This window comes from Streptomyces silaceus (genome assembly GCF_001419745.1).
Lineage (GTDB): Bacteria > Actinomycetota > Actinomycetes > Streptomycetales > Streptomycetaceae > Streptomyces > Streptomyces silaceus.
The window spans coordinates 1-25,823 of record NZ_LIRJ01000072.1 but is presented as its reverse complement, the minus strand read 5'-3'; the positions used below and the strand labels follow the sequence as shown (position 1 = coordinate 25,823).

At 71.8% G+C, this 25,823-nt stretch carries 22 protein-coding genes and 1 tRNA gene; 11 read left to right on the top strand and 12 right to left on the bottom strand.

Going from position 1 to position 25,823, the window contains the following annotated elements; all coding sequences use genetic code 11:
- Positions 1–59: 59 nt before the first annotated feature.
- Together AOK22_RS08560 and AOK22_RS08555 are read left to right on the top strand one after the other, a co-directional pair.
- On the top strand, positions 60–1,487 hold the full coding sequence (locus tag AOK22_RS08560; protein WP_055697997.1) for a purine-cytosine permease family protein: 1,428 nt from the start codon (positions 60–62) through the stop codon (positions 1,485–1,487).
- A gap of 11 nt (positions 1,488–1,498) precedes the next feature.
- Complete coding sequence (locus AOK22_RS08555; protein ID WP_055697989.1) at positions 1,499–1,915, top strand: hypothetical protein; 417 nt, start codon at positions 1,499–1,501, stop codon at positions 1,913–1,915.
- Between the two features lie 277 nt (positions 1,916–2,192).
- Here the strand turns inward: AOK22_RS08555 and AOK22_RS08550 are convergent, their stop codons facing one another.
- Complete coding sequence (locus tag AOK22_RS08550; protein ID WP_055697988.1) at positions 2,193–3,584, bottom strand: cystathionine beta-synthase; 1,392 nt, start codon at positions 3,582–3,584, stop codon at positions 2,193–2,195.
- 154 nt (positions 3,585–3,738) lie between these two features.
- Here AOK22_RS08550 and AOK22_RS08545 point away from each other — a divergent pair, with 154 nt between their 5' ends.
- From AOK22_RS08545 to AOK22_RS08525, 5 genes are all read left to right on the top strand, one after another.
- Positions 3,739–4,761, top strand: a complete 1,023-nt coding sequence (locus AOK22_RS08545) for an SGNH/GDSL hydrolase family protein (RefSeq protein WP_193433127.1) — start codon at positions 3,739–3,741, stop codon at positions 4,759–4,761.
- 308 nt (positions 4,762–5,069) lie between these two features.
- Entirely contained in the window at positions 5,070–6,290 is a 1,221-nt protein-coding gene (locus AOK22_RS08540) for an acetyl-CoA C-acetyltransferase (RefSeq protein WP_055697986.1), read from the top strand.
- 258 nt (positions 6,291–6,548) lie between these two features.
- Positions 6,549–7,385, top strand: a complete 837-nt coding sequence (locus AOK22_RS08535) for a hypothetical protein (protein WP_055697996.1) — start codon at positions 6,549–6,551, stop codon at positions 7,383–7,385.
- A 39-nt stretch (positions 7,386–7,424) separates the two neighbouring features.
- The gene (locus AOK22_RS43685; RefSeq protein ID WP_055697985.1) at positions 7,425–8,396 is read left to right on the top strand and encodes a class I SAM-dependent methyltransferase; all 972 of its coding nucleotides are present in this window, start codon (positions 7,425–7,427) and stop codon (positions 8,394–8,396) included.
- The gene (locus AOK22_RS08525; protein ID WP_055697984.1) at positions 8,393–8,914 is read left to right on the top strand and encodes a hypothetical protein; all 522 of its coding nucleotides are present in this window, start codon (positions 8,393–8,395) and stop codon (positions 8,912–8,914) included. Before AOK22_RS43685 ends, AOK22_RS08525 begins: the two co-directional genes overlap by 4 nt.
- Here AOK22_RS08525 and AOK22_RS08520 read toward each other — a convergent pair.
- Positions 8,911–9,222, bottom strand: a complete 312-nt coding sequence (locus AOK22_RS08520; RefSeq protein ID WP_237773114.1) for a hypothetical protein — start codon at positions 9,220–9,222, stop codon at positions 8,911–8,913. The genes AOK22_RS08525 and AOK22_RS08520 overlap by 4 nt on opposite strands.
- Before the next feature lie 102 nt (positions 9,223–9,324).
- Here AOK22_RS08520 and AOK22_RS08515 point away from each other — a divergent pair, with 102 nt between their 5' ends.
- Positions 9,325–9,555 (top strand): DUF4287 domain-containing protein, encoded by a 231-nt coding sequence (locus AOK22_RS08515; RefSeq protein WP_055697982.1) that lies wholly within the window; start codon positions 9,325–9,327, stop codon positions 9,553–9,555.
- A gap of 95 nt (positions 9,556–9,650) precedes the next feature.
- Here AOK22_RS08515 and AOK22_RS08510 read toward each other — a convergent pair whose 3' ends face one another.
- From AOK22_RS08510 to AOK22_RS08500, 3 genes are all read right to left on the bottom strand, one after another.
- Positions 9,651–10,562 carry a Bax inhibitor-1/YccA family protein gene (locus AOK22_RS08510; RefSeq protein WP_055697981.1) on the bottom strand — a complete coding sequence of 304 codons (912 nt, stop codon included), beginning with the start codon at positions 10,560–10,562 and terminating at the stop codon, positions 9,651–9,653.
- A 67-nt stretch (positions 10,563–10,629) separates the two neighbouring features.
- Complete coding sequence (locus tag AOK22_RS08505) at positions 10,630–11,982, bottom strand: MFS transporter (protein ID WP_237773113.1); 1,353 nt, start codon at positions 11,980–11,982, stop codon at positions 10,630–10,632.
- A gap of 12 nt (positions 11,983–11,994) precedes the next feature.
- The gene (locus AOK22_RS08500) at positions 11,995–13,182 is read right to left on the bottom strand and encodes a 4-hydroxybenzoate 3-monooxygenase (RefSeq protein WP_055697994.1); all 1,188 of its coding nucleotides are present in this window, start codon (positions 13,180–13,182) and stop codon (positions 11,995–11,997) included.
- Positions 13,183–13,350: 168 nt separating this feature from the next.
- Between AOK22_RS08500 and AOK22_RS08495 the strand changes: the two genes are divergently transcribed.
- Positions 13,351–15,027, top strand: coding sequence for an IclR family transcriptional regulator domain-containing protein (locus tag AOK22_RS08495; protein ID WP_055697980.1), 1,677 nt, complete (start codon positions 13,351–13,353; stop codon positions 15,025–15,027).
- A gap of 97 nt (positions 15,028–15,124) precedes the next feature.
- Here the strand turns inward: AOK22_RS08495 and AOK22_RS08490 are convergent.
- A tRNA-Leu gene (locus AOK22_RS08490) sits at positions 15,125–15,207 on the bottom strand.
- 409 nt (positions 15,208–15,616) lie between these two features.
- Here AOK22_RS08490 and AOK22_RS08485 point away from each other — a divergent pair.
- Together AOK22_RS08485 and AOK22_RS08480 are read left to right on the top strand one after the other, a co-directional pair.
- Positions 15,617–16,387: an ABC transporter ATP-binding protein gene (locus AOK22_RS08485; protein WP_055697979.1), complete on the top strand. Its 771-nt coding sequence runs from the start codon at positions 15,617–15,619 to the stop codon at positions 16,385–16,387.
- A 112-nt stretch (positions 16,388–16,499) separates the two neighbouring features.
- Entirely contained in the window at positions 16,500–19,010 is a 2,511-nt protein-coding gene (locus tag AOK22_RS08480; RefSeq protein WP_055697978.1) for an ABC transporter permease, read from the top strand.
- 78 nt (positions 19,011–19,088) lie between these two features.
- On the opposite strand, the gene AOK22_RS08475 is transcribed toward AOK22_RS08480, so the two are convergent.
- The 6 genes from AOK22_RS08475 to eno form a co-directional block, all read right to left on the bottom strand.
- A complete protein-coding gene (locus AOK22_RS08475; RefSeq protein WP_055697977.1) occupies positions 19,089–20,396 on the bottom strand; it encodes an SAM-dependent methyltransferase in 1,308 nt (435 codons plus the stop codon).
- Positions 20,397–20,656: 260 nt separating this feature from the next.
- Positions 20,657–22,060 (bottom strand): NAD(P)/FAD-dependent oxidoreductase, encoded by a 1,404-nt coding sequence (locus AOK22_RS08470; protein ID WP_079036436.1) that lies wholly within the window; start codon positions 22,058–22,060, stop codon positions 20,657–20,659.
- A gap of 449 nt (positions 22,061–22,509) precedes the next feature.
- A complete protein-coding gene (locus tag AOK22_RS08465) occupies positions 22,510–23,451 on the bottom strand; it encodes a Ppx/GppA phosphatase family protein (RefSeq protein ID WP_055697975.1) in 942 nt (313 codons plus the stop codon).
- Positions 23,448–23,990 carry a DUF501 domain-containing protein gene (locus tag AOK22_RS08460; protein ID WP_055697974.1) on the bottom strand — a complete coding sequence of 181 codons (543 nt, stop codon included), beginning with the start codon at positions 23,988–23,990 and terminating at the stop codon, positions 23,448–23,450. Before AOK22_RS08460 ends, AOK22_RS08465 begins: the two co-directional genes overlap by 4 nt.
- A 23-nt stretch (positions 23,991–24,013) precedes the next feature.
- Positions 24,014–24,493: an FtsB family cell division protein gene (locus AOK22_RS08455; RefSeq protein WP_055697973.1), complete on the bottom strand. Its 480-nt coding sequence runs from the start codon at positions 24,491–24,493 to the stop codon at positions 24,014–24,016.
- Positions 24,494–24,592: 99 nt separating this feature from the next.
- On the bottom strand, positions 24,593–25,823 hold a 1,231-nt coding region (gene eno / locus AOK22_RS08450), incomplete at its 5' end, for a phosphopyruvate hydratase (RefSeq protein WP_055697972.1).

The following is a 25,823-nucleotide window of genomic DNA, read 5'->3' as shown; positions in this document are numbered from 1 at the left end:
ATGACCATATGCAGCCGGGCAAGGCGCTCCGGCCCGCGAGCACGAGGGGAGCGGACGGCATGGCAGCCGAAGACCTGGTGGAGCGGCGCTCCATCGACGTCGTCCCGGACGACGAACGGCACGGCACCGCGTTCAGCCAGTTCACGCTCTGGCTCGGCGCCAACCTCCAGATCACCGCGGTCGTCACGGGCGGCCTCGCCGTCGTCTTCGGCGGGGACGTGGTCTGGTCGATCGTGGGCCTCGTGCTGGGCAATCTGCTGGGCGGCGCGGTGATGGCGCTGCACTCGGCGCAGGGCCCCCGGCTCGGCCTGCCGCAGATGATCCAGTCCCGCGCCCAGTTCGGCGTCAAGGGCGCGGTCGTCCCGCTGCTCCTGGTCATCCTGATGTACGTCGGCTTCTTCGCGAGCGGCAGCGTGCTCGCCGGACAGGCCACGGCCGAGCTCACGCACACGGACGACACCACCGGCATCGTGATCTTCGCCGTGGTCACGGCCGTCATGGCGGCCGTCGGCTACCGCGTCATCCACGCGCTCGGCCGAGTGGCGAGCGCGATCTGCGCGCTCGCCTTCGTCTACCTCGGCATCCGCCTCCTGGACCGCGTGGACCTCTCCGCGCTCCTGTCCGACGCGCACTTCGACCTGCCGATGTTCCTGCTCGCCGTCTCGCTCTCGGCGTCCTGGCAGCTCGCCTTCGGGCCGTACGTCGCGGACTACTCGCGCTATCTGCCGCGTACGACATCGGGCCGGGCCACGTTCTGGTGGACCCTGTCGGGCTCGGCGGTCGGCTCGCAGTGGTCGATGACGTTCGGCGTGCTCGTGGCGGCGAGCGCGGGCGAGAAGTTCCTCGCCGACCAGGTCGGCTACGTCGTCGGCCTCGGCGGCACCGGCCTGATCGCGTCGTTCCTGTACTTCGTGATCGCGCTCGGCAAGCTGACCATCAACGTGCTCAACACCTACGGCGGCTTCATGTCGATGGTCACGAGCATCAGCGGATTCCGCGGCCAGAAGGTGCTCGGACCGCGCGGCCGGGCCGCCTACATCGCCCTGATCATGGTGGCGGGCACGGCGGTCGCGCTGCTCGGCAAGGACAGCTTCCTGACGTCCTTCAAGGACTTCCTGCTGTTCCTGCTGACGTTCTTCACGCCCTGGTCGGCCATCAACCTCGTCGACTACTACCTGATCTCGCGCGAGCGGTACGACATCCCCGCGCTCTTCGACCCGCGCGGCCGCTACGGCGCCTGGCGCTGGGACGCGCTGGTCGTCTACGGCGTCGGGCTCCTCGCCCAGCTGCCGTTCCTCGTCACGCACTTCTACACCGGCCCGCTGGTCGAGCCGCTGGGCGGCGCGGACGTCTCGTGGATCGTGGGGCTCGTGGTGCCCGCGGTGCTGTACTGGGCGCTGGCCCGGCGGAACGCGCCCGCCCCGGGGGACGGGCCCCGACCGGAAAGGGGGGTTAGCCCCACCGCGGCACAGGCTCCGGCGCCGTAACGTGAAGCGGTATGGAAGCCCGTGACGCGGAACTCAAGAAGGAACTCGACGCCACCCTGCACGCGCGCAGGGAACTCGGCGAAGAGTACGACTCCGCCTTGGTCGACTCCTTCCTCGGGAAGGTCGAGCAGCGCCTGGACGGCACGATCGACCGCCGTATGCGCCGTCACCTGGCCGAACAGCAGATGGTCGTCGCCCGCGGCGCCCGCTCCCCCGGCAGCGCCGTGGACTCCTGGAGCGAGCGCTTCGGCTTCGGCGTCATCTCGCTGATCCTGGCGGTCCCGCTGTCCGCGATCGGCGCGGTCAACGCGGGCCTGACGGGCCTCGTCGTGACCTGGGCCGGCATCTTCGGCGTGAACGCCGTGCACTCGGTCCGCGGCGCCCGCTTCGGCCGCCGCAAGGACCGCACGTCGGAGTGGGACGACTGAGCCGGAAGGCAGTCGCGAGGACCGCCGCACCCCCGGTTGCCCAGGGGGCGGGACGACGGCGGTCCCCGCGAGGGACGCGCACCGGGTCAGGGCCAGGCCGCGTCCGGGCGTCGGTGGAGGTCCGGGAGCCGCTCCGGAGTTCCTGACGCCGATGAACCCCACTGTGCCGGAGCCGTGTTAAGCGGGTGCTGCGCGGACGTGTCGCGCTCGTACCACTTCCGCGAAGTTCACCCCAAGGCTCCGGCCCGCGCGGGCGGCCCGCCTCCCCCCTGCCGGGTCACTGCCCCTGCTGCTCCGCGAGGAAGGCGAGCAGGTCCTGGCGGCTGACGACGCCCTTCGGCTTGCCCTCGACCAGGACGATCGCCGCGTCCGCGCCGCCGAGCACCGACATCAGGTCCGCCACCGGCTCACCGGAGCCGACCTGCGGCAGCGGGTCCGACATGTGCTTCTCCAGCGGGTCGGAGAGCGAGGCGCGCTGCGCGAAGAGGGCGTCGAGCAGTTCGCGTTCCACGACCGAGCCGATGACCTCGGCCGCCATCACGTCCGGGTGACCGGCGCCCGGCTTCACGATCGGCATCTGCGAGACGCCGTACTCGCGAAGGACCTCGATGGCCTCGCCGACCGTCTCCTCGGGGTGCATGTGGACCAGCGAGGGCAGCTCGCCGCCCTCCTTGCGGCGCAGCACGTCGCCGACGTCCGGCTGGTCGCCGGCCTGCTCCAGGAAGCCGTAGTCGTTCATCCACTCGTCGCTGAAGATCTTGCTCATGTAGCCGCGGCCGGAGTCGGGCAGGAGCACCACCACGACGTCGTCCGGGCCGAGCCGCTCGGCGACCCGCAGCGCCGCCACGACCGCCATGCCGCAGGAACCGCCGACGAGCAGCCCCTCCTCCTTGGCCAGGCGCCGCGTCATCTGGAAGGAGTCCTTGTCGGACACCGCGATGATCTCGTCCGTCACGTTCCGGTCGTACGCGGTCGGCCAGAAGTCCTCGCCGACGCCCTCGACCAGATAGGGCCGGCCGGAGCCGCCGGAGTACACGGAGCCCTCGGGATCGGCACCGACGACGGTGACCCTGCCCTCGGAGATCTCCTTCAGATAGCCGCCCGTACCCGAGATGGTGCCGCCGGTCCCGATGCCCGCGACGAAATGGGTGATCTTCCCCTCCGTCTGCTCCCAGAGCTCGGGGCCGGTGGAGTGGTAGTGGGAGAGGGGGTTGTTCGGGTTGCTGTACTGGTCGGGCTTCCAGGCCCCGGGGGTCTCGCGCACGAGGCGGTCGGAGACGTTGTAGTACGAATCCGGGTGCTCGGGGTCGACGGCCGTGGGGCAGACCACCACGTCCGCGCCGTACGCGCGCAGGACGTTGATCTTGTCGAGGGACACCTTGTCCGGGCAGACGAAGATGCACTTGTAGCCCTTCTGCTGGGCCACGATGGCGAGACCGACTCCGGTGTTTCCGGAGGTCGGCTCGACGATGGTGCCGCCGGGCCTCAGCTCCCCGCTCTGCTCGGCCGCCTCGATCATGCGCAGCGCGATGCGGTCCTTCACGGATCCGCCGGGGTTGAAGTACTCGACCTTGGCCAGGACGGTCGCCTGGATGCCCGCGGTCACGTTGTTGAGCCTCACCAGCGGGGTGTTGCCGACGAGACTGATCATCGAGTCGTGGAATTGCACCGTTGTCTCCGGGCTGCGATGTAGTGCGACGAATTGGTGCGGTCAGCCTAAGGGTCCGGCTCATCCGTTCACCTCCGCTTGCGATTGGCCGACCGTGCTTACGGGGCAATGAGTGGATGACGGCGATACGGCTACGAGGAGGTGGCTGCGGGGCATGTCGAGGGCGAGGGTGGCACGGCGGATCGCAGCGGGCGCGGCATACGGCGGCGGAGGCATCGGCCTCCTCGGGGCCGCCACGGTGGGCGTGGTGCTCGCCGAGGTGCAGCTGGCCAAACGCAACGTGGGCAACGGCGAGCGCGCGGATCCGCCGCGCGCCGACGGCCGCTACGGCAGAGCGTTCGCCGATCAGCCGGCCAGGCCCGCGCCCGCCGAACCGGTGCGGTTCGCGATGCTCGGGGACTCCACGGCCGCCGGGCAGGGCGTGCACCGGGCCCGGCAGACCCCGGCGGCGCTGCTCGCCTCCGGGCTCGCCGCGGTCGCCGAGCGCCCCGTCGACCTGCGGAACGTGGCGCTGCCCGGCGCCCAGTCGGACGACCTGGACCGGCAGGTCACGCTGATCCTCTCGGACCCGGACTGGGTGCCGGACGTGTGCGTGGTGATGATCGGGGCGAACGACGTGACGCACCGGATGCCGCCGACGCGGTCGGTGCGCTGTCTGTCCGCCGCGGTGCGCAGACTGCGCACGGTCGGCGCGGAGGTGGTCGTCGGCACGTGTCCCGACCTCGGCACGGTCGAGAACGTCTACCAGCCGCTGCGGTGGCTGGCCCGCCGGGTCTCGCGGCAGCTGGCCGCGGCGCAGACGATCGGCGTGGTCGAGCAGGGCGGGCGCACGGTGTCGCTGGGCGATCTGCTCGGCCCGGAGTTCGCGGCGAACCCCCGGGAGCTGTTCGGCCCCGACAACTACCACCCCTCGGCGGAGGGGTACGCGACGGCGGCCATGGCGGTCCTGCCGACGCTGTGCGCGGCGCTCGGGCTGTGGCCGGAGGAGGAGCGCCCCGACGTCTCGCGGCGCGAGGGCTTCCTTCCCGTGGCCCGCGCGGCGGCGCAGGCCGCCTCGGAGGGCGGTACGGAGGTCACCGCCGCGATGCCCACCGGACCGCGGGGTCCGTGGGCCCTCCTCAAGCGTCGGCGGCGCCGGCGCATCCAGACGCCGGAGCCGTCGCCGTTGCCGCACTGAGGCGCCATTGCCGCACGGAGGCGCGCCGCGGGCGTCCTGAGGCGCCATTGCCGCACGGAGGCGCGCCGCTGCCGTCCTGAGGGGGCATCCGGTCGTCCGTCCCTGCGGGCCGGTGGGGGCCGGTCGCGCGGTTCCCCGCGCCCCGGGGCGGTCCACCCCGCCCCGCGCCGCGCCTCCACACCCCCGGCCTGAGCAAGCGCTTAGTAAAATGCGGCCCGCATCACATGCCCGTACCGGTGACCTTCGTGCTACGTGCGGGTAACTTCCCAAACGGTCCGCATGCCACGAAGCAACCCTGGAGCGCCCTGATGCCCGAAGCCGTGATCGTCTCCGCCGCCCGCACCCCGATCGGCCGCGCCTTCAAGGGGTCGCTGAAGGACCTGCGGCCGGACGACCTGACCGCCACGATCATCGAGGCCGCCCTCGCCAAGGTCCCCGGGCTCGACCCCAAGGACATCGACGACCTGATGCTCGGCTGCGGCCTGCCCGGCGGCGAGCAGGGCCACAACCTCGGCCGCGTCGTGGCCGTGCAGATGGGCATGGACCACCTCCCCGGCTGCACGATCACGCGGTACTGCTCCTCGTCCCTGCAGACCACGCGCATGGCGCTGCACGCCATCAAGGCCGGCGAGGGCGACGTCTTCATCTCCGCGGGCGTCGAGATGGTGTCCCGGAGCGTGAAGGGGACCAGCGACGGCCTCCCGGACACCCACAACCCGCTCTTCGCCGAGGCCGAGGCGCGCACCAAGGCCGTCTCCGAGTCCGAGGGCTCCACCTGGCACGACCCGCGCGAGGACGGCCTGATCCCGGACGCGTACATCGCGATGGGCCAGACCGCCGAGAACCTCGCCCGCCTCAAGGGCGTCACCCGCCAGGACATGGACGAGTTCGGCGTCCGCTCGCAGAACCTCGCCGAGCAGGCCATCAAGAACGGCTTCTGGGAGCGGGAGATCACCCCGGTCACCACCCCGGACGGCACGGTCGTCTCGAAGGACGACGGCCCGCGCGCGGGCGTGACCATGGAGGGCGTCCAGGGCCTCAAGCCCGTCTTCCGCCCCGACGGCCTGGTCACCGCCGGCAACTGCTGCCCGCTGAACGACGGCGCCGCCGCCCTCGTGATCATGAGCGACACCAAGGCCCGCGAGCTGGGCCTCACCCCGCTCGCCCGCGTCGTCTCCACCGGCGTCACCGGCCTCTCCCCCGAGATCATGGGCCTCGGCCCGGTCGAGGCGAGCAAGCAGGCCCTCCGGCGCGCCGGCCTCACCATCGACGACATCGACCTCGTCGAGATCAACGAGGCCTTCGCCGCCCAGGTGATCCCGAGCTACCGCGACCTGGGCGTCGACATCGACAAGCTGAACGTCAACGGCGGCGCCATCGCCGTCGGCCACCCCTTCGGCATGACCGGCGCGCGCATCACCGGCACGCTCATCAACTCCCTCCAGTTCCACGACAAGCAGTTCGGCCTGGAGACGATGTGCGTGGGCGGCGGCCAGGGCATGGCCATGGTCATCGAGCGCCTGAGCTAGCCCGTCACCGCTGACACACAGTTCGCAGAACTGACGCTCTGTCTCTGCATCTGTTCGTGACCCAATCTCCCCCAGGATGTGACCTATCTCCTGGGGGAGATGCATATGCCCAGCTCAGAGCGCATCTGTGGATAAACCCCGGGCCGAAAGACCTGTCCAATTCGTGACGTAATGCACTGACAGGCGGATCGTGCAGGCTTCAAGCTGATGTAGGAAGTCGGGGGTCGACTTGAAACCGGGAGTACGTCAGTGAGCGCCTTGCCTCTTGCCCTGCTGCTCTCCACGGCCGCTGCCACGGTCGTGGGCGCCGCCGCCCTGCACGCAGTGCACGGCCTGCGGAAGCAGCTCGCTGAGATAACAGCCCTGCGCACCGAGCTGGCCGACAGCCGTGCCGCGAGCGGCCAGCACCCCACGGTGCCGGGCGCCCGCACCACCGTGGACACCGATGACATACGCGCGGCCGTGGCCGAGGCGCTCGCCGAGGAACGGGAGCGCGAGCTCGCCGAGGCCCGCGCCTTCTGGGCCGCCCAGGAGGCCCGCGACGGCGCGGACGGGCCCTCGCTCCTCAGCGGTCTGCCCGGCATCCCGGACGGCATCGCCGACGAGCTGTTCCTGCCGCGCCAGGCCGACTTCGCCGGTCTGGAGGCGGACAGCCTGGAGCCGGTGATCGAGCCCTCCGTGGAGCCGGCCGCCGACGAATTCGCCGGGGACTCCCCGGAGTTGGCAGCGGCCCGGCGCCGGCACCCCTCGCACCCGGACTTCGTGCCGGTGCAGAGCCCGGCCTCCGACGCGCACGGCGACCACGAGCGCACGGTCGCCTGCCTGGAGGAGCTGGCCGTCGCCCGCACCGCCCTCGCCGACGTCCGGCCCGGCCCGCTGGGCACCCTGGACGTGTACGTCTTCGCGGACGGCACGACGCTGTGCATGACGCCCGGCCACCGCGAGACCGCGGAGCTGCTCGCCACCGCGCTGCGCGAGGGCCAGACCCCGTTCCTGCTCGGCGGCTCCGGGATCTCCGGCGCGTACGCGCTGACCTTCGAGTGCGGCGCGGAGAACATCTACATCCTGGCCGACCGCGTCATCGCCTCGGTCTGAGCGGCGCACCCCGCCAGGGGCGCGGCTAGGGTCTCCCCCGTGCCCCACCTGGAGATATCCGACCTGATCACGGCCTCGGACCCGCGCAGCGGCGAGCGGCTGCCCGTGCGCCGCGCCGACGTGGTCCACCGCCTGACCGAGGCCGGTGACGCCCGCGGCGCCCGCATCGTGGAGCGGCTGCCCGCCGACCGGGAGGGCACTCTCGACCCGCACGCCGTGGACCGGCTGCTGATCCGCGTCCACACCGAGATGCAGCGCCTGAGCGAGGAACTCCGCATCGGCGACCGGCTGCTGCACCTGCTCGGCCCGCTCCTCGACGCCGCCCGCGCGAGCGGCGCCCCCGGCCCCCTGCGTCTCGTCGACGTCGGCTGCGGCCTCGGCTACCTCGTCCGGCGCCTCGCGGCCACCGGCGCGCTCGGCCCCGACGTCGAACTCGTCGGCGTCGACCTGGACGCCGCCCTGGCCGGGGAGGCCGACCGCCTGGCCCGCGCCGAGGGCCTGGACTGCCGCTTCGTGCACGGCAACGCCTTCGACCTGCCGGAGGCCGCCACCGTCTACGTCTCGACCGGCGTGCTGCACCACTTCCGCGGCCCGGCCCTCCCGGAGTTCTTCCGGGTCCAGGCCGCCTCCCCCGCGCTCGCCTTCTGCCACTACGACATCGCCGCGACCCCGCTCGCGCCCCTGGGGGCCTGGGTCTACCACCGGGCCCGCATGCGCCACCCGCTGGGCCGCCACGACGGCGTCGCCTCCGCCCGCCGCGCCCACTCCGACGAGACGCTGGTGCGGGCCGCCACGGTCCCCGGCATGCGCGCGCTGGTCTACGAGCCGCGCGGCCTCGCCAACCCCTTCTGCACCACCCTGCGCCCGGTCCTCGGCATCCGCCCGCACCTGGAGGGCCCGCTGCGCCGCGCCCTGGGCCGCGCCGCCCGCCGCCTCGCCGGCCCCGAGGACCTCCTGCCCGCCGAACACCCGGGCGCCACCGGCCGGTTCACCGACGGGCCCCCGCGATGAACCCCGCCCTGCCGCTCCTGGCCCTCGGCCTGGCCGACGCGGCCTTCAGCGGCTTCCGCGCCTTCGCCGGACGTGACGCCCGCATCCGCAAGGGCCGCGCCAACGTGCGGGCCGGGCTGCGCGGTCTGGCGGTCGGCGCCGCCCTGCTGCTCGCGCCCGCCGCGACGGCCTGCGCACTGCTCCTCGGCGCGGCCGGCACGGACCGCGTGTACGGCGCGCTGTCCGACGGCGCCGTCGGCTTCCTGGTCCCGCTCGCGGCGTACGCGGCGGTCGTCCTGGCCACGCTCGCCGGGTACTTCGTCCTGCCGTTCCGCGCGAGCACCCTCGCCATGGTCGTCGGCCTCGGCCCGCTGACCCTGCTGCGCGCCCCGGTCGTCGCGGCGGCGTGCGCGGGCTCGTGGATGACGGGCGGCGGCGCCCCCTCGCTCCTGGTGGGCGCGGTGGCGGGCGCCGCGGTCCTCGCGGTCGAACCGCTGGTCCACCGCCGCTGGTACGCCGAGCCCCGCCGGGAGGGCTAGACCCCGGCCCGCTTCTGCGCCTCGGCCACCAGCCGCAGCGCGTCCTGGAGTTCCGCTTCGTCGCGCAGGACCAGGGCCAGGTCGCGGCCCGCGACGGTGATCTGGTCGGCGGCGGCGAACATGCCCGCGTCGGGCATCTCGCGCGGCGGCGTGTCCGGTTCCTCGATGCGCTGCGTGCGCACCGCCAACTCCCTGGCCAGGGCGAGTGCTTCGCTCGCCGCGCCGCGCTGCAGGCGGCTCTGCGGGGCGGCCCGCAGGCGATCGGCGAAATGGTCCACTGCGGCCGTCAAAGGCGTCGTATCGAGCACCCCGCGACCTTATGCGCCTTTCCGCGACTGTTGCCAACGCCCCCACGCTCAGGCACGGTGTCGTGAAGGCCGGAACACATCGCGACGCGTCCGGAGGCGCCGATGTCCCAAGTCTTCTCCGAGGAGACCCACCGCAACCTGCTCGCACGAATCCCCCACTGCACCGGTCGTGAAGTCGCCGACTGGCTGCGCGCCGTGGACGAAGGACCCTCTCTCTTCCGCTTCGAGGAGAAGGTCAGCTGGCTCCGCGCCGAACACAACCTCGCGTACGGTCACGCGAAGGCGATCATCCACGAGTACGACCTCAGGCGGGCCGCCCGCAAACTCCGCTGACCACGCGACTCCCCCCGTCAATTCCTCACACGAAACGGCGAAGGGCCCGCGGACCGGTTCCGGTCCGCGGGCCCTTCGGCAGATCAGCCGACCCGTCAGTCGTTGCCCGAGAAGATCGCGATCAGGCGCAGGAACTCCATGTAGATCCAGACGAGGGTCATCGTCAGACCGAACGCGGCGAGCCACGCCTCTTCCTTCGGCGCGCCGTAGGCGATGCCGTCCTCGACCTGCTTGAAGTCCAGGGCCAGGAAGCACGCGCCGAGCAGGATGCCGACGATGCCGAAGACGATGCCGAGGCCACCGCTGCGGAAGCCGAGGCCGTCACCGCCGCCGAAGACCATGAACAGCAGGTTCACGGCGGTCAGCAGCAGGAAGCCCATCGCCGCGGCCATCACGAAGCCGTAGAAGCGACGGTTGACGCGGATCCAACCCGCCTTGTACGCCACGAGGACGCCGATGAAGACGGCCATCGTGCCGAGGACGGCCTGCATGGCCGCGCCGCTCGCGATGCGGTTGTCGACGACGCTGGAGACGACGCCGAGGAAGACACCCTCCAGAGCGGCGTACAGGAGGATCAGCGCGGGCGAGGCCTTGCGCTTGAAGGCCTGGACGAGGCCGAGCACCATCGCGATGAGGCCGGCGCCGATCGCGATGCCGTACGACTTGCTGATGTTGGCGTCGTCCACCGGCAGCAGCGCCCAGGCGAGCGCGGCCGTGACCACGAGCGTGCCGAGCGTGGTGGCGGTACGCATGACGACGTCGTCCATCGTCATGCGGCCGGCGGTCGTTACGGGCGCCTGCGGCGCGCCGTACTGCGCGTCCTGCTGGGCGTACGGATTCGTCGCGTAGGGGTTGCCCGCGGGGGCCTGCTGCCCGGCGTACGGGTTGCCCTGCTGGGTCTGGGTCGCGCCAACGGGTCCCCCGGCCTGCGGCTGCTGGCCGAAGCCGGCGAAGCCGTTGTCGCGGCTGAACCCCCGTCGCGAGAAGACCGGGTTACTGCTCCTCATTTCACTCCTCCACGGCCACCGTGTGTGGCCTCGGGTTCAAGAGTAATGCGTAGGCAAAGGGATGAGCCTAGTGCTTGGGGAGGATCTTTCCCTCACTGTGACGGAGAACGCCCGGGACGGCCCGTACTGTTCCCGGATCGGAATCGTTGCGCCGCGCGAGTGGCACGAGCGAGACGGCGACGGCGCCGAGGACCGCGGCGACGGCGAAGGTGGTGAAGCCGAGCGAGGCGTTGCCGCCCGCCACGACCGCCCCGCCGAGCCAGGGCCCGACGACCGCCCCGGTGCGGCCGACGCCGGTGACCCAGCCGAGCCCCGTGGCCCGCTGGGCGGGCGTGTACACGGCGGGAGCGGCCGCGTACACCATGACCTGCGCGGAGAAGAGCCAGATGCCGGTGACGAAGACGATGGCGTAGGCCACGCCGAGCGGCAGGTGGGCCTTGAGCAGGAAGGCGCCGCACGCGGTGAGCAGGAACCAGACCGCGGAGACCTTCACCGCCCCGAAGCGGTCGGCGGTGCGCCCGGCGACGAGCATGCCGACGATGCCGCCCGCGTTGATCACCATCAGGAAGGTGACGGAGGAGGACAGGGAGTAGCCGGAGGCGCGCATCAGCTCGGGGAGCCAGGTCGAGACCCCGTAGACCAGGAGCAGCCCGGCGAAGGACGCGGTCCACATCAGGGGCGTCGCCAGGCGCAGGCCGGGCCCGAAGAGGGAGGCGACGGCGGCGAGGCGGCCCTTGGCGCCGGCCTCGGGGGCCTCGGCGGGCGCCGGCTCCGGCAGCCGGAAGCGGGCGGCGACCGCCCGCGCCTCCTCCGCGCGCCCCTTGGCGAGCAGCACGCCGGGCGACTCGGGCAGCCACCTCAGGACCAGCGGGACGGCGACGAGTGCGGGGATCACGCCGGTCCAGAAGACGACGCGCCAGCCGTGGTCGGGGCCGAGCGCGAGCCCGAGGCCCGTCGCCGCCATGCCGCCCGCGTGGTACGAGGTCATCATCAGGCCGGTGGCGAGCGCGGCCCGGCGGGGCGGGGCGAACTCGGCGACGATCGCGAGCCCGATCGGCATGAGCCCGCCGAGCCCGAGCCCGGAGACGAAGCGTCCGGCGCCGAAGACGGCGGCGCTCGGCGCGAGCGCGCACAGCGCGGAGCCCAGCGAGAAGAGGACGACGCTGCCCGTCACCATCGGCTTGCGCCCGGCCCAGTCGGTGAGGGTGCCGCAGCACAGGGCGCCGATCAGCATGCCGAAGGTGGTCCAGGAGCCGACGGTGCCGGCGGTGGAGGCGGTGAAGCCGAGGCCCTCGTCGTCGATGAGGTGCGGCATGACCGCGCCGTAGATGTTGACGTCCATGCCGTCGAAGAAGACGACGAGCCAGCACAGGCCTATGACGGGGGCGACGGATCGGAAGGTGCGCTCAGGTGGGTTCACGGGCTCTTCCTTCTAGTCCTGCGGGTCCAGGGGGAATCCGGTGTAGGCCTCGGCGAGGTCGGCCTCGGCGGAGCGCGCGGTGGTGATCCGGTCGAGCCGGGCGCGCTGGATGCGGTCGTCGAAGCCGGTGGCGTCGGGGGCGCGGTGGAGCATGGTCGTCATCGCGTAGCTGAAGCGCTCGGCCTGCCAGACGCGGCGCAGACAGGTCTCGGAGTACGCGTCCAGGGGCCCCGGGTCGCCCGTGTCGCGGTACCGGAGCAGGGCGCGGGCGAAGGTGACGACGTCCCCGACCGCGAGGTTCAGGCCCTTCGCGCCGGTCGGCGGGACGATGTGCGCGGCGTCGCCGGCGAGGAAGAGCCGGCCGTGGCGCATGGGCTCGTGGACGTGGCTGCGCAGGGGCGTGACGGACTTGGCGGTGACGGGCCCGCGCCGCAGCGTCCACGCCGGGTCGTCGGTCTCCAGGCGGCGGTCCAGCTCGTCCCAGATCTCCGTGTCGCTCCAGTCGGCGGCGTCCGTGCCCTCGGGGACCTGGAGGTAGGCGCGCGTGACGGTCGGCGAGCGCATGGACAGGAGGGCGAAGCCGCGGTCGTGGCGGGCGTAGACCAGTTCGTCGTGCGAGGGCGGCACGTCGGCGAGGATGCCGAGCCAGCTGTAGGGGTAGCCGCGCTCGAAGATCCGGGAGACGTCCTTCGGCACCGCCGTGCGGGCCACGCCCCAGAAGCCGTCGCAGCCGACCACGTAGTCGCAGACGAGGGTGTCCTCGCGCCCTTCGTGCCGGAAGCGGATCCGGGGGCTGTCGGTGGTGGCGTCCTCCACGGCGAGGGCCTCCGCCCCGAAGAGCAGCGGGCCGCCGTCCGCCAGCTGGAGCGCGATGAGGTCCTTGCAGACCTCGGTCTGGGCGTAGACGGTGACGGCGCGGCCGCCGGTCAGGGCGGGGAGGTCGACGCGGTGCCTGCGGCGGTCGAAGCGGAGCTCGACGCCGTCGTGCGGAAGGCCCTCGCGGTCCATGCGGGTCCCGGCGCCGGCCGCGCGCAGCACGTCGACGGTGCCCTGTTCGAGGATTCCGGCGCGCTGACGCCGCTCGACGTAGGCGCGGTCGCGGCTCTCCAGGACGACGGAGTCGACGCCGGCGTTGTGCAGGAGGCGGGCCAGGAGGAGCCCTGCCGGTCCCGCCCCGATGATCCCGACGGTGGTGCGCATCGATCGCCCCTTCGGCTCGGTCTTGCTCACCTGTCTTGTTCGCCTGGTGAACTTTCGTTCATAATGTGCTGACGGGAGTCTCGGGCCGGGCCTGTGCGCTGTCAACGGTCGTGCGGCACCCGTTTTCGCGGGACCGGAAACACGGCACGGCACGAGGAGCGCGGCGCGATGGCGGAAGAGTCGGTACGTCCCCTGGAGCGCGGCCTCGCCGTCCTGCGGGCGCTCACCCTGGAGGAGGGGGCCCGCGCGGGCGACCTCGTCCGCGCGACGGGGCTGGCCCGCTCCACGGTCGACCGGGTCGTGGCGACCCTGGTCCGGCTCGGGTACGTCCGCGTGCGCGGCCAGGAGCTGCGCCTGGCCCCCCGCCTCATGGAGCTGGGCAACGCCTACCTCGCGGCCAGCGGCCTGACCGGCGAGGTGGCGGCGCGCACCGCGCGGCTCGCGGACGAGCTGGACGAGTCGGTGTCCCTGGCCGTGCCGGACGGCGACGGCGTCCGCTTCGTGACGCAGGCGGCGCGGCGGCGCGCGATGTCGGTGGCCTTCCGCATCGGGGACCTGCTGCCGCCCGAGCGGTGCGCGCCGGGCGCGCTGTTCGCGGACGCGTGGGACGCGCGGGAGTGGGCGGCGTGGCGGGCGCGGGTGGCGGCGGGGCCCGCCGGGGCCGCCTTCCCCGCGCTGCCGCCGGGGCCCGCGCCCGCCGCCCCGGACCTCGCGGCGCGCGTGGCCCGCTCGCGCGAGACGGGCTGGGCCCTGGACGACCAGCTGATCGAGCCGGGCCTGATCGCGGTGGCGGTCCCGGTCCGCGACACCACGGGCCGCGTCCGGTACGCCCTGTCGGTGGTGAGCCACACGAGCAGGCACACGGCGGACGGCCTGGCGGAGGCGATGCTGCCGCGGCTGCGGGAGGAGGCGCGGGAGCTGGAGGAACTGGACGGACGGGAGACCGGCTCCACCGGGGAGGCGGTCCTCCTGGAACCCGGGACCACCGCTACCGCCACCCCCATCCGGGAGGCGCCCTTCCCGGAACCCGGGACCCCCACCACCGCCAAACAAGAGCTCGGCCCCGGTTTCCTGCAGTCGCTGGCGCGGGGCCTGGACGTGTTGCGGGCGCTGGGCGGGGCCCGGGGCGACGGGCTGCCACTGACCGCGCTCGCCGCGTCCGCCGGGCTGCCGAGGGCCACCGCGCGGCGCTGCCTGCACACCCTGGTGCGCGAGGGGTACGCCGCCCACGACGGCCACCTCTACCGGCCCCTCCCCCGCATCCTGGAGCTGGGCCACGCCGCCCTGTCCCGGCTCTCCTTCGCCGAGCTGGCCGAGCCGCACCTGCGCGAACTGACCGACCGCGTCCACCAGTCGGCGTCGGTCACGGTCCTCGACGGGACGGACATCCTGTACGTCGCGCGCGCGGCGACCGTCCGCGTCATGAGCGTCCACATCACGGTCGGCACCCGCTTCCCCGCGTACGCCACCGCCATGGGCCGGGTCCTGCTCGCCGGGCTCCCGGCCCCCGAGCGCGCCCGCCGGATCGCCGCCGCGCCCCCGCGCGCCCTCACCCCGCACACCGTGACCGACCCCGCCGAGCTGGCCCGCGTCCTGGAGCGGGCCGCCGCCGACGGGCACGCCACGGCCGACCAGGAGCTGGAGGAGGGCCTGCGCTCGGTCGCCGTCCCGGTCAGGGACGCGGCGGGCCGGGTGGTCGCCGCCCTGAACATCGCCCAGCACGCGGGCACCGCCCCCCTGGCCGACACCCGCGACGCCCTGCTCCCCGAGCTGCGCGCGACGGCGGCGGCGATCGAGGCCGACCTGCACACCGCGGCACGCTTCAACAGCGTGCGCACGCCCTAGAAGTGGTCACCAACACCGCCATGGAACACCTGAGTTGACGTGCCGTCAGAAACGCACGTCTCCATGATCGGGAGGAGCGGAGAGAGAGCAGCGGATGTGCCCGGAGCCGGACTCGAACCGGCACGCCCCCGAGGGGCAGCGAGGTTTAAGCTCGCCGTGTCTGCATTCCACCATCCGGGCAGGCCATGGGCTCCGCGTCGAGGATTCGACCCTATCGGGAGGCATCCCCCGAACAGCGGAAGGACTTCCCGATGTTGTCTTATTTTATTGACGTCTGAGGGTGCATCAGCCGCAGGTACGCGCCATCGGTACTTGCCGGAGGCCTTTCCCCACTCCCGTCCCTCCTCGGGGCCCTCTGCACGGAATGACGGAATTTAGCCGCCCGATAGTTCCCCCCTCCGTGGCCCGGTTCCCGGGGCCGGCGTCCTCCTTTCCTCAGGGACCGCCGTCATCCCCAGGTATGACACGGGCCCTGTGGGTCCGACTGGAGAGGGCCCCCGGAACCGGAACAGCGACTGACTACACGGCGCTGATCGGCCAGCAGGATGGAGTACGTCCCCACTCGTCGTCCCGACAGGAGCACCGCCCCGTGACCACCACCCCCTTCGCCGCCCGCGCCACCGCCGTGGCCGCGCGCGCCACGGATCTCTCCAAGGTGTACGGACAGGGCGAGACCCAGGTGGTCGCCCTGGACCGGGTCTCCGTCGACTTCGGGCAGGGCGAGTTCACCGCGATCATGGGCCCCTCGGGCTCCGGAAAGTCGACGCTGATGCACTGCGTCGCCGGGCTCGACAGCTTCAGCTCCGGGTCGGTGCGGATCGGCGAGACCGAGCTGTCCACCCTCAAGGACAAGCAGCTCACCAAGCTCCGCCGGGACAAGATCGGCTTCATCTTCCAGGCGTTCAACCTGCTGCCGACGCTGACGGCCCTGGAGAACATCACGCTGCCGATGGACATCGCGGGCCGCAAGCCGGACAAGCAGTGGCTGGAGCAGGTCATCGAGATGGTCGGCCTCTCCGGCCGGCTCGGCCACCGGCCCACCGAGCTCTCCGGCGGACAGCAGCAGCGCGTGGCCGTGGCCCGCGCGCTCGCCTCGCAGCCGGAGATCATCTTCGGCGACGAGCCGACCGGAAACCTCGACTCGCGCTCCGGAGCGGAGGTCCTCGGCTTCCTGCGGAACTCCGTGCGGGGCCTCGGCCAGACCGTCGTCATGGTCACCCACGACCCCGTCGCCGCCTCCTACGCCGACCGCGTCATCTTCCTCGCGGACGGGCGGATCGTCGACGAGATGATCCGGCCGACGGCGGACGGGGTGCTCGACCGGATGAAGCACTTCGACGCGAAGGGGCGGACCAGCTAGGCGTCGTGCCACGTCCGCGGGCCCTTCGCCCGCGGGCACGCCGTGGCCGGTCGCGCAGTTCCCCGCGCCCCTTCGGGGCGCCCCCTTCTCCCTCCATCAGGACTTGACTCCCATGTTCCGTACCGCCCTGCGCAACGTGCTCGCGCACAAGGCCAGGCTGCTGATGACCGTGCTCGCCGTCATGCTCGGCGTCGCGTTCGTCTCCGGCACCCTGGTCTTCACCGACACCTTCGGCAACGCCTACAAGAACAAGTCGGCGAAGAGCTTCGACCACGTCTCCGTCGCCATCCAGCCCGACGGCGTCCCCGTCGACGCCGACAAGCAGCCGGGCCGCCTCACCGACGGCCTCCTGAAGAAGGCCGCCGCGCTGCCCGGCGCCGACTCCGCCATCGGCTCCGTCTCCGGCTTCACCGCGCTCGCCGACAAGGACGGCAAGCTGGTCGGCGGCGAGTGGGGCACCACCGGCACCAACTTCTACCCGGGCAAGGACGGCAAGGACCCGCGCTACGACTTCGTGAAGGGCGCCGCCCCGAAGTCCGCCGGTGACATCGCCCTGGACAGCCGGACCGCCGAGCGCACCGGCTTCCGGGTCGGCGACAACGTCCGCTACTCCACCGACGGCCCGGTCCGCACCGCGAAGGTCAGCGGCATCTTCGACACCTCCGACGGCAGCGTCGTCGCGGGCGGCAGCCTGGTGGTCCTGGACAACGGCACCGCGCTGAAGGCGCTGAACAAGACCGAGTACGACGAGATCGACGTGAAGGCCGCCGCGGGCACCTCCGAGTCGGCGCTCAAGAGCTCGGTCGAGAAGATCCTGCCCAAGGACACGGACGCCGTCACCGGCTCCCAGCTCTCCGCCGACCAGGAGCGGATGATCGAGCAGCAGACCAGCTCGATGAGCCAGGTCCTGCTGATCTTCGCCGGCATCGCGCTGTTCGTCGGCATCTTCATCATCGCCAACACCTTCACCATGCTGGTCGCGCAGCGCACCAAGGAGCTCGCGCTCATGCGGGCCGTCGGCGCCTCGCGCCGCCAGGTGACGCGCTCCGTCCTCATCGAGGCGTTCCTCGTCGGCCTGGTCGCCGCCGTCACGGGCTTCGCGCTCGGCATCGGCGTGGCCGTCGGCCTGGAGGCCCTGATGAACTCCGGCGGCGCCTCGCTGCCCGACGGACCGCTCGTCATCGGTCCGACGACCGTGCTCTCCGCGCTCGTCATCGGTGTCGTCGTGACCATGCTGGCCGCCTGGCTGCCGGGCCGCCGCGCCGCGAAGATCCCGCCGGTCGCCGCGATGAACAGCGTCCACGCGACGCCGACCACGCGCGGTCTGGTCGTGCGCAACACCATCGGTTCGCTCATCGTCGCCATCGGCGTGCCGATGCTCTTCATGGACGACAACTACGCGGTGGCCGGTGGCGCGGCCGTGATGCTCGTCGGCTTCATCGTCCTCACGCCGCTGCTGTCCCGCCCGTTCATCGCCGCCTCGGCGCCGCTCCTGAAGCCGTTCGGCGTGACCGGCAAGCTGTCGCGCCTGAACTCGGTGCGCAACCCGCGCCGTACGGCCTCCACCGCCGCGGCCCTGATGATCGGCCTCACCCTCATCACCGCGATGACGGTCGTCGCCACCTCCATGGGCAGCGCCATCAACAAGATGGCCGCGGGCTCCATGAAGGCCGACTACAGCGTCTCCATGGCGAACTACGAGTCCCTGACCCCCGAGGTCCGCCAGAAGCTGGACAAGCTCCCCGAGGTCGAGGCGAGCAGCCCGCTGCGCAGCGCCTACGGCGAGGTCGACGGCAGCTTCAGCACGGTCAACGGCGTCGACCCGAAGACCTTCGGCGACCTGGTGGGCCTGGACTTCACCAGCGGCTCGGTGGCCGGTCTCAAGGACGGCGGCGCGCTGGTCGATGCCGACACCGCCAAGGACAAGGGCCTCGAGGTCGGCGACACCTTCCCGGTGAAGTTCGAGGACGACAAGAAGACGGTCGAGCTGAAGGTCGCCGGCGTCTACGAGTCCAACGAGATGCTCAGCGGCGTCTTCGCCCCCACCTCCGTCGTCGACCCGCACCTCGACAAGGTCGTCGACAAGCAGGTCCTGGTGAAGATGAAGGGCGGCGCCTCCGACCGGGCCGAGAACTCCATCGTCAAGGCCCTCGGCGACAACCCCGCCATCACCATCCAGGACAAGGACGCGATCAGCAACGCGGTCGCGGGCGGCATCAACATGCTCCTGAACATGCTGTACGGCCTGCTGGCGATGGCCATCCTGATCGCGGTGCTCGGTGTCATCAACACCCTGGCCATGTCGGTCTTCGAGCGGAAGCACGAGATCGGCATGCTGCGGGCCATCGGCCTGGACCGCGCGAAGGTCAAGCAGATGGTCCGGATCGAGGCGGTCCTGATCTCGCTGTTCGGCGCGGTTCTCGGCATCGGCCTCGGCCTGTTCCTCGGCTGGGTCGCGGGCGACTCGATCTCCAGCAGCGTGTCCACGTACGCGATGGAGATCCCGTTCGGCCGCATCGCGATCTTCCTCGGGATCGCGGCCCTGGTGGGCGTCCTCGCGGCGATGTGGCCGGCGCGCAGCGCCGCGCGGCTCAACCCGCTGCAGGCCATCAAGGCGGAGTAGCTCCGCTCGGGTGACGTGGGAAGGGCCCCGGACGAGATTCCTCGTCCGGGGCCCTTCCCGTGCGTACGGCGCCGGGGCCTACCGCCAGTCCCTCGCCCGCAGCGGCAGCCCCGAGGCGCCGCTCTCCGGGGTCTTCACCGCCAGGACCTGGTTGACGCCGATGCGGTTGTGTTCGAAGGCCAGCGCGGAGGCGGCCATGTAGAGCCGCCAGACCCGGGCACGGCCCGCCGAGGTGAGCCGCCGGCCCTCCTTCCCGTGCGCCTCCAGGTTCGCGACCCAGCGGCGCAGCGTGAGGGCGTAGTGCTCGCGGATCGACTCCAGGTCGCGCACCTCGAACCCGGCCCGCTCCAGGATCCCGACCGTGGTCCCCACGGGCGCGAGCTCGCCGTCCGGGAAGACGTACGCGTCGATGAACTCGTCGACCGTGTACGCCGACTCGTCGGCCTGCGGGCGCCGGGCGATCTGGTGGTTCAGGAGCCGCCCGCCGGGCTTGAGGAGGGCGTGCAGGTCGCTCGCGTACTCCAGGTAGCGCTCGGCGCCGACGTGTTCCGCCATGCCGATGGAGCTGATGGCGTCGTACGGCCCGTCGCGTACGTCGCGGTAGTCCTGGACGCGGATCTCGATCCGGTCCGTGAGGCCCTCGTCGGCTATCCGCTTCCTGGCGTAGGCGGCCTGCTCCCGGGACAGGGTGACGCCGACGACGCCCACGCCGTACTCGCGCGCCGCGTGGATCGCCATGGAGCCCCAGCCGCAGCCGACGTCGAGCAGCCGCATGCCGGGCCGCAGGCCGAGCTTGCGGCAGACGAGGTCGAGCTTGTCGCGCTGGGCGTCCTCCAGGGTGCCGTCGGGCGACTCCCAGTACGCGCACGAGTAGACCATCGACGGGCCGAGCACCAGCTCGTAGAAGTCGTTGCCGACGTCGTAGTGGTGGCTGATGGCCTGCTTGTCGCTGCCCTTGGTGTGCAGGTGGAGTCGGCGGTGGCCGCGCATCTCCTCCGGCGGCGGGCTCGGCCGCAGGAAGGGCGCGGAGAGGGCGAGCAGGGAGCGGGCGGCGGCGCGGACCTCCGGGTCGCGCAGCGACTGCCGCAGGCTCCTGCCCTTCCCGTCCTGCTCCGGCCCCCGCTCCCAGATGAACTCCGCCAGCGCGTCCAGCGCCGTGTACAGATCGCCGTCGACGTCCAGGTCGCCGGCCACCCAGGCGCGGGCCAGGCCCAGTTCGCCCGGCTTCCACAGCAGGTGGCGCAGGGCGCGCCGGTTGCGTACGACGAGGGTGGGGGCGCCCGGAGGGCCCGCCTCCGAGTGGTCCCAGGCGCGGATACGTACCGGCAGCGGGGCTCCCATGAGCTGCTCGGCGAGGTTCTTCAGCCGCGATGCGGCGTCCTGCATGGCGCACACCTCCGAATGGGGTCTCCCCTGCTCGACCGGAGTTGAGAGCGCGGGGAACAAGGCCCGGAACGGTCCAACACCACGTAAACACCAAAGAACCCGGCGCGCAGTCCCGCTTTCGCGTCACGGAACGGCAAAATAGATGTGGGTGACATCTACTTGCGGGCGGGGACGCCGAAGCGCGTGCGGGCACGCCGAAGGGGGCCGCCCGCACCACGGATGGCGGACGGCCCCCTTCGGGGTGGATCAGTGACGCGAGGTCAGGAGGCCTTGGCCTTCTCCTCGGCCTTCACGGCCGGGGACGGCTCGGCCGCGACCGGCGGCTTCGGCGCCGGCTTGGCCGCCTCGTAGAACTCCTCGCGCGGCGCCTCCAGGGCACCGAGGGAGACGACCTCGCGCTTGAGGAACATGGCGAGCGTCCAGTCCGCGAAGACGCGGATCTTGCGGTTGAACGTCGGCATCGCCATGCCGTGGTACGCGCGGTGCATGTACCAGGCGAGACGGCCCTTGAGCTTGATCTTCATCTTGCCCATGACGATCATCGCGACGCCCTTGTGCAGGCCGAGACCGGCGACCGCACCCTTGTTGGCGTGGCTGTACTCCTTCTGCGGGAAGCCCCGCATGCCGGAGATCACGTTGTCGCCGAGGACCTTGGCCTGACGCAGCGCGTGCTGGGCGTTCGGCGGGCACCAGGCGTTCTCGTTGCCCGCCTTGCGGCCGACGAGGTCCGGCACCTGGGCGTTGTCGCCCGCGGCCCAGATGTAGTCGGTGCCCTGGACCTGGAGGGTCGTCTGGGTGTCGACGTGGCCGCGCGGGCCCAGCGGCAGACCGAAGCGGGACAGCGCCGGGTTCGGCTTGACGCCCGCGGTCCACACGATGGTGTTGGAGTCGACCTCGAGGCCGTTCTTGAGGACCACGTGGCCGTCCACGCAGGAGTCCATCGACGTCGAGAGGTAGACCTCGACCCCGCGGCTCTCCAGGTGCTCCTTGCCGTACTGGCCGAGCTTCGGACCGACCTCGGGGAGGATCTTGTCCGCGGCGTCGACGAGCACGAAGCGCATGTCCTCGCGCTTCACGTTGGTGTAGTACTTGGCCGCGTCGCGGGCCATGTCCTCCACCTCGCCGATCGTCTCGGCTCCGGCGAAGCCACCGCCGACGAAGACGAAGGTCAGCGCCTTGCGGCGGACCTCCTCGTCGGTCGTGGAGTCGGCCTTGTCGAGCTGCTCGAGGACGTGGTTGCGCAGGCCGATGGCCTCCTCGATGCCCTTCATGCCGATGCCCTGCTCGGCGAGACCGGGGATCGGGAAGGTGCGGGAGACCGCGCCCATCGCGATGACGAGGTAGTCGAAAGGCAGCTCGTACGCCTCACCCACGAGGGGGGCGATCGTGGCGACCTTGCGGTCCTGGTCGATGGTGGTGACCCGGCCGGTGAGAACCTCGGCCTTCGGCAGTACGCGTCGCAGCGGGACGACGACATGCCGAGGCGAGATGCTGCCGGCGGCGGCTTCGGGGAGGAAGGGCTGGTAGGTCATGTACGACCGGGGGTCGACGACCGTGACGGTCGCCTCTCCGTAGCGCATCTTCTTGAGGATGCGCCGAGCTGCGTACAGGCCTACGTACCCACCGCCTACTACGAGGATCCTGGGACGCTCCGTGGTGCTCATGCCATCGAGTATCCACCTGCCCGGCGGGGGTCGCTCGTGCGCCCCTTCACAAGGACGCACAGGGGCTCTGCTACACTTCGCCGCCCACGTGACGGAGGTCATGGCGCCGCATGGGAACCACGGTGAAACGCGAGTCGTTGCTCACCCCTTGTGAGCTGCCGCTCTGAGGCCTCTCACGGAGTGGACCACCGGAGCGTGCCACACTCCCGTGACACCCCCGAAGCATCCCGGACACACCCCCGGGAGCCCCCGGAACCCTCTTTCGGCGGTCACACACCCCCGAACCTCGCCCATCAGGGCCGAATTCCTTGTGAAGAACTTCACGAACTTTTCCGACGGCCTGTCGCCGAAGGCCCCATTGGCCCTCTCGGACGGGGGCCCAAAGGCCTTCGCCCGCGGGCCACATGGCCGCGGGCGAAGGGTTTCGGGCGAGGGTCGCACGGCGGGACTCAGGCGATGGACCAGCCGATGCCGTCCAGGATGTCGTGCTCGCTGACGACGACCTCCTCGGCGCCGATCCGCTCCATGATCCCGAGCAGGACGAGCCCGCCCGCCGCGATGACGTCCACCCGGCCCGGGTGCATCACCGGGATCGCGGCGCGCTCGTCGTGCGTGGCGCGCGACAGCCGGTCCACGATGGCGGCGACCTGCTCGCGCGGGATCCGCGCGTGGTGGATGGCCGACCAGTCGTAGGTCTCCAGGCCCAGCGCGATCGCGGCGACGGTGGTCACCGAGCCCGCGAGGCCGACGAGGGTGCGGGCCTGCCGGAGCGGCACCGTCTCCTCGGCCAGGTCGAGCGCGGCGTCGATGTCGGCGCGGATCGCGTCGAGCTGCTCGCGGGTCGGCGGGTCGGTGACGACGCCGTCGCGCACGAGGTGGCGCTCGGTCATGCGGACGCAGCCCACGTCGACGGAGCGGGCGGCACCGACGCGGTCCGTGCCCACCACGAACTCCGTGGAGCCGCCGCCGATGTCCACGACCAGGTACGGCTTCGCGAGGTCGTCGCGGCCGGTCAGCTCCTTGGTCGCGCCCGTGAAGGAGAACTCCGCCTCCTGGTCGCCGCTGATGACCTCCGGCTCGACGCCCAGGATGTCCAGGACCCCGCGGACGAAGTCGTCGCGGTTCTCGGCGTCGCGGGACGCGGAGGTGGCGACGAAGCGGACGCGCTCGGCGCCGTGCTCCTTGATCACCTCGGCGTACGTGCGGCAGGCCGCGAAGGTGCGGTCCAGCGCCTCCTGGGCGAGGCGGCCCGTCTTGTCCACGCCCTGGCCGAGGCGGACGACCTCCATGCGGCGGTCCAGGTCGACCAGCTCACCGGTCAGCGGGTCGGCGTCCGCCACGAGCAGGCGGATCGAGTTCGTGCCGCAGTCGATGGCGGCGACGCGGGTCACTCGGCCACCTCGTCCTCGGCCGCCCCGCACGGCGTCACGCACGGGCCCTTCGCCCACCACTCCGGGAGCATCGCGAGGGCCTCGTCGCCCAGCGGATTCACGCCGGGGCCCGCGGCCAGGGAGTGGCCGACCAGGACGTGCAGGCACTTCACGCGGTCCGGCATGCCGCCCGCGCTCGGGAAGCCCTCAAGGACCTCGATGGCGTCGCGGCGCGCGATGTAGTCCTCGTGCGCCTTGCGGTACGCGGCGGCCAGCTCGGGGTCCGTCGTGAGCCGCTCCGACATCTCCTTCATGACGCCGTTCGCCTCCAGCGTGCCGATCGCGGAGGCGGCCCGCGGACACGTCAGGTAGTACGTCGTCGGGAAGGGCGTCCCGTCCGGCAGGCGCGGCGCGGTCTCGACGACGTCCGGCTGCCCGCAGGGGCAGCGGTGCGCGATGGCCCGCAGCCCGCGCGGCGGACGGCCGAGCTGCTGCTTGAAGGCCTCGACGTCGGCGTCGGTCGGCTCGGTGCGCGGGGTGGGCGGCGGAGGCGTGTGCATGCCTGTCTTTCCATGTCCGTGGGTCAGTCGTCGGGGCGGTCGGCCTTGTCGACGCCGTCCCAGACGTTCGAGTACCAGGGGCGCGAGGCCGCACCCTGGTCCGTGCGCCGGCTCTTCGCCGCCGCGGGGTCGATCACCGTGAAGCCGGTCTCGCCCGGCATCACATAGTGCAGGCGGTCCCGGATGCGCTGCTCCGCGTACGCGTCGTCCTGCCAGCGGGCCTTCTCGTCGCGCAGCTTCTCGACGTCCGCCTGGCGCTCGGCCTTCTGCCGGCGCAGGTCGTCGATCTCGGCGCGCTGCGAGACGTACTGCCGCATCGGGTACGCGAGCGCCACGACCAGCGAGCAGAGCACGAGCGCGAGGAGCGCCGCGCGGCCGGTGAGGCGGGAGCGGCGGGCCTGGCGCTTGGTCTGGGAGCGGTAGACACGCTCGGCGGTCTGCTCGCCGAGCAGCCGCAGGCGGGTAGCCGTGGAGAACCGGTCCTTGGTCCCGGCCTTGGGCATGGTTCCGCCTCCCCGGCGCAGCGCGTCAACGTACGTACGTCCCCGCACACGGTACGGGACCGGGTGCGAGGACGTACGTAACTACGTGGCTACGAGAGCTCAGCCCTTGAAGCGCGGGAAGGCGCTGCGGCCGGCGTAGACCGCGGCGTCGTCGAGGATCTCCTCGATGCGCAGGAGCTGGTTGTACTTGGCGACGCGCTCGGAGCGGGCCGGGGCGCCGGTCTTGATCTGGCCGCAGTTGGTGGCGACGGCCAGGTCGGCGATGGTGACGTCCTCGGTCTCGCCGGAGCGGTGGGACATCATGCACTTGAAGCCGTTGCGCTGGGCCATCTCGACGGCGTCCAGCGTCTCGGTCAGCGAGCCGATCTGGTTGACCTTGACCAGCAGGGCGTTGGCCGAGTTCTCCTCGATGCCGCGGGCCAGGCGCTCCGGGTTGGTGACGAACAGGTCGTCGCCCACGAGCTGGACCTTCTCGCCGAGCTTCTCGGTGATGACGTTCCAGCCGGCCCAGTCGTCCTCGAACAGCGGGTCCTCGATGGAGACGAGCGGGTACGCCGCGACGAGCTCCTCGTAGTACTCGGTCATCTCGGCGGCCGAGCGGGACTTGCCCTCGAACTCGTACGTGCCGTCCTTGTAGAACTCGGACGCGGCGACGTCGAGGGCGAGCGCGATCTGCTCGCCGGGGACGTAACCGGCCTCCTTGATGGCCTCGAGGATGAGGTCCAGGGCGGCACGGTTCGAGTCGAGGTTCGGGGCGAAGCCGCCCTCGTCGCCGAGGCCGGTGGCCAGGCCCTTGCTCTTCAGGACCTTCTTGAGGGTGTGGTAGACCTCGGCACCCCAGCGCAGGGCCTCGGAGAAGGACTCCGCGCCGATCGGGGCGATCATGAACTCCTGGATGTCCACGTTCGAGTCGGCGTGCGACCCGCCGTTCAGGATGTTCATCATCGGCACCGGCAGCAGGTGCGCGTTCGGACCGCCGAGGTAGCGGAACAGCGGGAGGTCGCTGGCCTCGGAGGCGGCGTGGGCGACGGCGAGCGAGACGCCGAGGATGGCGTTGGCGCCGAGCGAGCCCTTGTTGTCGGTGGCGTCCAGGTCGAACATGGCCTGGTCGATCAGGCGCTGCTCGGTGGCGTCGTAGCCGACGAGCTCCGGGCCGATCTGCTCGATGACGGCGAGGACGGCCTTCTCGACGCCCTTGCCCTGGTAACGGTTCGGGTCACCGTCGCGAAGCTCGATGGCCTCGAAGGCACCGGTGGAGGCGCCCGACGGAACGGCGGCACGACCCGTGCTGCCGTCGTCGAGGCCGACCTCGACCTCGACCGTGGGGTTG

Excerpts from the sequence above, each read along its gene's own strand:
- AOK22_RS08560 (WP_055697997.1), top strand. The coding sequence starts at position 60 with ATGGCAGCCGAAGACCTGGTGGAGCGGCGCTCCATCGACGTCGTCCCG.
- AOK22_RS08555 (WP_055697989.1), top strand. The coding sequence starts at position 1,499 with ATGGAAGCCCGTGACGCGGAACTCAAGAAGGAACTCGACGCCACCCTG.
- AOK22_RS08545 (WP_193433127.1), top strand. The coding sequence starts at position 3,739 with ATGTCGAGGGCGAGGGTGGCACGGCGGATCGCAGCGGGCGCGGCATAC.
- AOK22_RS08540 (WP_055697986.1), top strand. The coding sequence starts at position 5,070 with ATGCCCGAAGCCGTGATCGTCTCCGCCGCCCGCACCCCGATCGGCCGC.
- AOK22_RS08525 (WP_055697984.1), top strand. The coding sequence starts at position 8,393 with ATGAACCCCGCCCTGCCGCTCCTGGCCCTCGGCCTGGCCGACGCGGCC.
- AOK22_RS08515 (WP_055697982.1), top strand. The coding sequence starts at position 9,325 with ATGTCCCAAGTCTTCTCCGAGGAGACCCACCGCAACCTGCTCGCACGA.
- AOK22_RS08510 (WP_055697981.1), bottom strand. The coding sequence starts at position 10,562 with ATGAGGAGCAGTAACCCGGTCTTCTCGCGACGGGGGTTCAGCCGCGAC.
- AOK22_RS08500 (WP_055697994.1), bottom strand. The coding sequence starts at position 13,182 with ATGCGCACCACCGTCGGGATCATCGGGGCGGGACCGGCAGGGCTCCTC.
- AOK22_RS08495 (WP_055697980.1), top strand. The coding sequence starts at position 13,351 with ATGGCGGAAGAGTCGGTACGTCCCCTGGAGCGCGGCCTCGCCGTCCTG.
- AOK22_RS08480 (WP_055697978.1), top strand. The coding sequence starts at position 16,500 with ATGTTCCGTACCGCCCTGCGCAACGTGCTCGCGCACAAGGCCAGGCTG.
- AOK22_RS08475 (WP_055697977.1), bottom strand. The coding sequence starts at position 20,396 with ATGCAGGACGCCGCATCGCGGCTGAAGAACCTCGCCGAGCAGCTCATG.
- AOK22_RS08470 (WP_079036436.1), bottom strand. The coding sequence starts at position 22,060 with ATGAGCACCACGGAGCGTCCCAGGATCCTCGTAGTAGGCGGTGGGTAC.
- AOK22_RS08460 (WP_055697974.1), bottom strand. The coding sequence starts at position 23,990 with ATGCACACGCCTCCGCCGCCCACCCCGCGCACCGAGCCGACCGACGCC.
- AOK22_RS08455 (WP_055697973.1), bottom strand. The coding sequence starts at position 24,493 with ATGCCCAAGGCCGGGACCAAGGACCGGTTCTCCACGGCTACCCGCCTG.